Genomic DNA, 6,367 nt, shown 5'->3' on the forward strand with positions numbered 1-6,367 from the left:
TCGAGGGCACCGGCAGCACTCCGATGGTCGGCGGGCTACCCGAGACCTCGACCCGGCTGACCCGGCTCATCCCCGACCTGGCCTACCGGTTCCACCTGGTCGCCCGGGACGTCTCCGGTAACCTCTCCGCGCCCTCGCCGGCCACCGGGCCGCGCACCGCCGCCGATCCCACCGCCTCGTGCCGGCCCGGCTCCCGACCCGCCCCCGCCGGCCACCCCGGCTGGCCGACCCGCACCGGCGGCTGCGCCTCGGCACCCTGCTCGTGCTCGCCATGTTCACCACCATCGGCATCCGGCTCGTCGCGCTCCAGGTCGTGGAGGCTCCGGAGTACGACGGCGGCGGCCTCAACGACCGCGTCCGGCAGGTCGTCCTGCCGGCCCCCCGGGGCGCCATCTACGACCGGTCCGGAGCACCGCTGGTCCGGAGCGTGGAGGCCCGGTACGTCTACGCCGACCCACAGTTGATCGAGGACCCCGCCGCCACCGCCGCGACCCTGTCGCCACTGCTCGGCATTCCGGCCTCCGACCTGACCGAGCGGATGAAGAAGCAGAAGCGGCCGGACGGGCGCCCGTCGGAGTTCGAGTACCTCGCCCGTGGGGTCGAGATCGGCACCGCCGAGAAGATCATGGAACTCAACCTGGGCGGCATCGCCACCGGCCGGGACGAGCGGCGCGAGGTGCCCGGCGGCGACCTGGCCGCCAACCTGATCGGGTTCACCAGCCAGGACCTCAACGGCCTGGAGGGCATCGAGGCCCGCTACGACGACCTGCTGCGCGGAGTGAACGGCAAGCGGGAGTACGAGGTCGGCAACGGCGAACTGGCAGCGGAGATCCCAGGCGGCTACAGCCGGGTCACCAAGGCCCAGCCGGGCAGTTCGCTGCAACTCACCATCGACCGGGACCTGCAGTTCACCGTGCAGCGGATCCTCACCAACAGAATGCTGGAGTGCAACGGCACCATCGGCGCCGCGGTGGTGCTCGACGTACGCAGCGGCGAGGTCCTCGCCCAGGCCAGCTATCCGACGTACGACGCGGCCGACTGGCGCAAGTACCGCGCCAGCGACCGGGACGACGCCGCCACCAGCTTCGTCGTCGACCCCGGATCGGTGCACAAGGCCCTGGTCTTCGGCGCCGGGCTGGAGGAGGGGGTGATCACCCCGGACACCGCGTGGCCGACCCAGAGCGCCATCTACAGGGGCGGCGTGCGCTTTCCGGACACCCACCCCGTCGGGGGCCGGAAACTGAGCGTGGCGGGCATGCTGGGGTACTCCTCCAACGTCGGCACGATCACCGTCGCGGAGAAGCTCGGCGCGCAGAAGCTCTACGAGTACCAGCTCAAGTTCGGGCTGGGCCAACCCACCGGTGAGGGAGTGCTCGGCGAGGCGTCCGGCCGGGTGCTCAAGCCGTCCGAGTACAGCGGATCGACGTACGGGTCGGTGCCGATCGGGCACAGCGTCGACGTCACACCCCTACAGATGGCCGCCGCGTACGCCGCGATCGCCAACGACGGCAAGTGGGTGCAGCCCCACCTGGTACGCGAGATCATCGGCCCGGACGGCAAGCGGAGTTCCGTACCCGCTCCGGAGACCCGGCAGGTGATCAGCCCGACCAGCGCCGCCGCCCTGCGCCGGTTGATGGAGGCGCCGATGACCATCGAGGGCGGTACCGGGACCCGGGCGGCGATCCCCGGCTACCGGATCGCGGGCAAGACCGGCACCGGACTGCGGGTGGTGAACGGCAAGTACGTCAGTGGTGAGGTCGCCTCGTTCATCGGAATGGACCAGGCGGACCGGCCGCGCTACGTGATCGCGGTCTTCGGGTACACCCCGGGCGGCGGCGGCGGAGACGTCTCCGCACCGGCGTTCAAGGAGATGATGAACTACGTACTGCGCCACTATCGGGTGCCGTCGACCGGCAGCGCGCCGCCCAAGTTCGTCGTCTATCCGCGTTGAGCAGCCGAAACGGGACATCATCGGTAGGTGCGGGCAAACCACCGGGGCGGCTGTGCGGGGTGGCCCCCCCCGAAGGGGTAGGGTCTGACGCCGTGCCCGGCAATCCCCGTCCCCGCGCCGTGACGCCGCTCCGGCTCGCCGATCTCGTCGTGCGAGCCGCCGCCGGGTCGCCGCTGGATGCCGCCGACGTGGCGATCACCGGGGTGACCCATGCCAGTAACGAGGTCCGCCCCGGTGACCTGTACGCGGCGCTGCCCGGGGCCCGCCGGCACGGGGCCGAGTTCGTCGCGGCGGCGGCGCAGGCCGGCGCGGTGGCCGTACTGACCGATCCCGCCGGCGCTCCCTCGGCGGCCCGGGCCGGGCTTCCCGCACTGGTCGTGCCGGACCCCCGGGCGGTCCTCGGCGAGGTCGCCAGCGCGGTCTACGGCGATCCGACCGCCGCGCTGACCGTCATCGGGATCACCGGCACCGCCGGCAAGACCAGCACCACCTACCTGATCGAGTCGGGGCTGCGCGCCGCCGGCCACGTCACCGGGCTGATCGGGACCGTGGAGTGCCGCCTCGGCGACCTGACCGTGGAGAGCGTCCGGACCACTCCGGAGGCGACCGACCTGCACGCCATGCTCGCGGCGGCCCGGGAACGCGGGGTCACCGCCGTGGCGATGGAGGTCTCCAGCCACGCCCTGGCGATGGGCCGGGTCGGCGGGGTCCGGTTCGCGGTCGGCGGCTACACCAACTTCGGGCACGACCACCTGGACTTCCACGCCGACGTGGCGGACTACTTCGCGGCCAAGGCGCGGCTGTTCGACGGCAGGTGTGCGGCCGAGGTGCTCAACCACGACGATCCGGCGCTGCGGCCACTGGTCAAACCGGGTACGACCACCTACTCCGCCGCCGGCGACCCGGACGCGACCTGGCGGGCCGGCGAGATCAGCGACTCCGGCTACACCCAGACCTTCACCGCGTTCGGCCCCGGTGGCTCCGCGGTCCCGGCCGGCGTGGCGCTGCCCGGCCGGCACAACGTCGCCAACGCGCTGCTCGCGATCGCCACCCTGGTCGCCGCCGGGGTCGCCCCGACGGTCGCGGCCGACGGCGTCGCCGCCTGTCCGGGGGTGCCCGGCCGGCTGGAACTGGTCGACGCGCCCGGACCGGTGCGCGGCGTGGTCGACTTCGCGCACACCCCGGACGCGGTCGTCGCCGCCCTCACCGCGCTGCGGGACCTGACCGCCGCCGGCAACCGGCTGATCTGCGTGATCGGGTCCGGTGGCGACCGGGACCACGGCAAGCGGTCGTTGATGGGTGCCGCCGCGGCGAACGGGGCCGACCTGGTGGTGGTCACCGACGACAACCCGAGGACCGAGGACCCGGCGGTGATCCGGGCCGAGGTACGGCGTGGGGCGGAGCGGACCGGTGCGTCGGCCGGGATCCTGGAGGTGGCCGGTCGCCGTGCCGCGATCGACGAGGCGGTCCGGCTCGCCGAGCCCGGTGACGTGGTCGCGGTGCTCGGCCGGGGCCACGAGCGGGTCCAGGAGATCGCCGGCCGGACGTATCCGTTCGACGACCGGGTCGAGCTGGCCGCCGCGCTCGCCGCCCGGTTCGAGGCTTCGGAGGTGCGGCGATGATTCCGATGAGCGTGGCCGACCTGGCCGCCGCCGTCGACGGTCGGCTGGTCGGGGCCGACCCGGACGCCCTGGTCACCGGTCCGATCGAGTTCGACTCCCGCAAGGTGCGGCCCGGCGGACTGTTCGTGGCGTTTCCGGGTGAGAAGGTGGACGGCCACGACTACGCGGCCGGGGCGGTCGCCGACGGTGGTGCGGTCGCGGTGCTCGGCTCCCGGCAGGTCGACGGCGTGCCGATGGTGCTGGTCGACGACCCCCGCGCCGCCCTGGGCAGGCTGGCCCGGGCGGTGCTGGACCGGCTGCCCGCACTGACGGTGATCGGGCTGACCGGCTCGTCCGGCAAGACCACCACCAAGGACCTGATCGCCCAGCTCACCGTCCGGCTCGGTGCCACGGTCGCGCCGCCCGGATCGTTCAACAACGAGCTGGGGCACCCGTACACGGCGTTGCAGGCCGACGCCGACACCCGGTTCCTGGTGCTGGAGAAGGGCGCCCGGGGGCTGGGACACGTCCGCTACCTGTGCGAGGTGGCGCCACCCCGGATCGCCGTGGTGCTCAACGTCGGGGTGTCGCACATCGGCGAGTTCGGGTCGGTCGAGGCGATCGCCGAGGCAAAGGGCGAACTGGTCGAGGGACTGCCGGCCGACGGGCTCGCGGTGCTCAACGCCGACGACCCCCGGGTACGCGCCATGACGGCCCGTACCGCCGCCCGGACCGTACTGGTGGGCGAGGCCGCCGACGCCGAGATCCGGGCCGTGGACGTGACCCTGGACGACCGGGGACGGGCGTCGTACACCCTGGTCACCCCGGACGGTCGGGCACCGGTCCGGCTCGGCATCAGCGGGCGGCATCAGGTCGGCAACTCCCTCGCCGCGGCGGCGGTGGCACGGGAACTCGGCATGCCGCTGGCCGAACTGGCCGAGGCGCTCGGCGCGCTGGGCCTGCCCTCGACCCGCCGGATGGACGTCTTCGACCGCACCGACGGGGTGACGGTGATCGACGACTCGTACAACGCCAACCCCGCCTCGACGGCTGCCGCGCTGCGCGCGCTGGCCGGCATGGGTGCGCGGCGGCGGACCATCGCGGTGCTCGGCTACATGGCCGAACTGGGCGAGTACGAGCGGGACGGACACGCCGAGGTCGGCCGGCTCGCGGCCGAACTGGGCGTCGACCGGTTGTTGGTGGTCGGTGAAAACGCCACGCCGATCCACGACGGGGCGGTGTCAGTGGCGGATTGGGGAGGAGAGTCGGTGCTGGTTTCCGATCAGCAGGCGGCAATCGCTGAGCTGCGGCGTGAGTTGCGGTCGGGCGATGTCGTCCTGGTGAAGGGCTCGCGCTACCGCACCTGGGAGGTGGCCGACGCGCTGCGCGCCGAGGCCGCCCGGTCCGAGGGCGGGTCCCGATGAGCGGGCTGGTCGGGGCGGTTCCGGCGGAAGGCGTGCCGGCGTGAGGGCGGTCATCGTCGCCATCTTCGTGGCGTTCCTGATCTCGCTCTTCGCCACACCAATCGCGATCAAGGTGTTCACCCGGTTGAAGGCCGGTCAGCCGATCCGCGCCGACGGCCCGATCATGCACCAGGGCAAGAAGGGCACTCCGACGATGGGCGGGGTCGTCTTCATCGTCGCGACGGTGATCGCGTACGTCGCCGGACACCTCGCCCTGACCACCCTGCCCGAGGCGCAGATCGCCCAGGTCACCCCGACCATCACCGCACTGGTGCTGCTGGGCCTGATGGTCTTCTCCGGCGCCGTCGGCTTCATCGACGACTTCCTCAAGGTCCGCAAGCGGAACAGCGCCGGGCTGAACAAGCGCGGCAAGCTGCTCGGACAGATCCTGGTCGGCGCGGTGTTCGGGGTGGTCGCGCTCTACTTCCCGAGCACCGCGGGCGCGACCGTCGGCAGTACCGCGCTCTCCTTCATCCGGGACATCAACGCCCTGGAGGTGGGCAAGGTCGCCTCGGTCGTCATCTTCATCTTCGTGGTGATGTCGACGACCAACGGGGTGAACCTGACGGACGGGCTGGACGGGCTGGCCACCGGCGCCTCGGTGATGGTGCTCGCCTCGTACGCCCTGATCGCGTTCTGGCAGTACCGGCACTGGTGCGCGGACACCGACTACGCCCGGGGCGGTGCCTACTGCTACACGGTGCGGGACCCGTTGGAGATCGCGTTGATAGCCGGGGCGGCGGCCGGCGCCTGTGTCGGCTTCCTCTGGTGGAACACCTCGCCGGCCCGGATCTTCATGGGCGACACCGGAGCGCTCGGCCTGGGCGGGCTGATCGCCGGAATGGCCATGGCCACCCGGACGGTCATACTGCTGCTGATCCTCGGCGGGCTCTTCGTCATCATCACGATGTCGGTGGTCATCCAGATCATCTCGTTCCGGACCACCGGTAAACGGGTGTTCCGAATGTCGCCGTTGCAGCACCACTTCGAGTTGGCCGGCTGGAGCGAGGTCAACATCGTCGTCCGGTTCTGGATCATCGCCGGGATCGGTGTGGCGATCGCGCTGGGCCTCTTCTACAGCGAGTTCCTGGCCGCGACCACCTGACCCGCCACCGCCGTCAGGCCGCCGGCCCGAGGGGTCCGGCGCCGGACCGATGGCGGCGGCCCGATCCGACACGCCGGCCGGGCGCCTGCGCCACGCCGACCGGGCCAACGCCGATGATGGGCGGATGGGGGAGGACGAGGGGTCGACGCGGTGACCGAGGACCAGTCCCGCCGGCAGACCGGCCCGGCCGCTTCCGGCGGCGGGCGTACGGGCTCCGCCGGCGCGCGCGGGGGCGGACGCCCAGGGC

4 protein-coding genes are annotated in these 6,367 nt (G+C 72.5%); all 4 read left to right on the top strand.

Features of this window, described 5'->3' with window-relative positions; genetic code table 11:
* Positions 1-178: 178 nt before the first annotated feature.
* The 4 genes from I0C86_RS37840 (at position 179) to mraY (ending at position 6,120) form a co-directional block, all read left to right on the top strand.
* On the top strand, positions 179-1,951 hold the full coding sequence (locus I0C86_RS37840; RefSeq protein ID WP_196206124.1) for a peptidoglycan D,D-transpeptidase FtsI family protein: 1,773 nt from the start codon (positions 179-181) through the stop codon (positions 1,949-1,951).
* Positions 1,952-2,043: 92 nt separating this feature from the next.
* The gene (locus I0C86_RS37845; protein ID WP_323374107.1) at positions 2,044-3,573 is read left to right on the top strand and encodes a UDP-N-acetylmuramoyl-L-alanyl-D-glutamate--2,6-diaminopimelate ligase; all 1,530 of its coding nucleotides are present in this window, start codon (positions 2,044-2,046) and stop codon (positions 3,571-3,573) included.
* Entirely contained in the window at positions 3,570-4,976 is a 1,407-nt protein-coding gene (locus tag I0C86_RS37850; RefSeq protein WP_196206125.1) for a UDP-N-acetylmuramoyl-tripeptide--D-alanyl-D-alanine ligase, read from the top strand. Before I0C86_RS37845 ends, I0C86_RS37850 begins: the two co-directional genes overlap by 4 nt.
* A gap of 40 nt (positions 4,977-5,016) precedes the next feature.
* Positions 5,017-6,120, top strand: coding sequence for a phospho-N-acetylmuramoyl-pentapeptide-transferase (mraY, locus tag I0C86_RS37855; RefSeq protein WP_196206126.1), 1,104 nt, complete (start codon positions 5,017-5,019; stop codon positions 6,118-6,120).
* Positions 6,121-6,367: the final 247 nt, after the last annotated feature.

The organism is Plantactinospora alkalitolerans, assembly GCF_015690345.1.
Classification (GTDB): domain Bacteria; phylum Actinomycetota; class Actinomycetes; order Mycobacteriales; family Micromonosporaceae; genus Plantactinospora; species Plantactinospora alkalitolerans.

What these genes read in the sequence shown, in the direction of transcription:
- I0C86_RS37850 (WP_196206125.1), top strand. Translation starts at nt 3,570, where the DNA reads ATGATTCCGATGAGCGTGGCCGACCTGGCCGCCGCCGTCGACGGTCGG.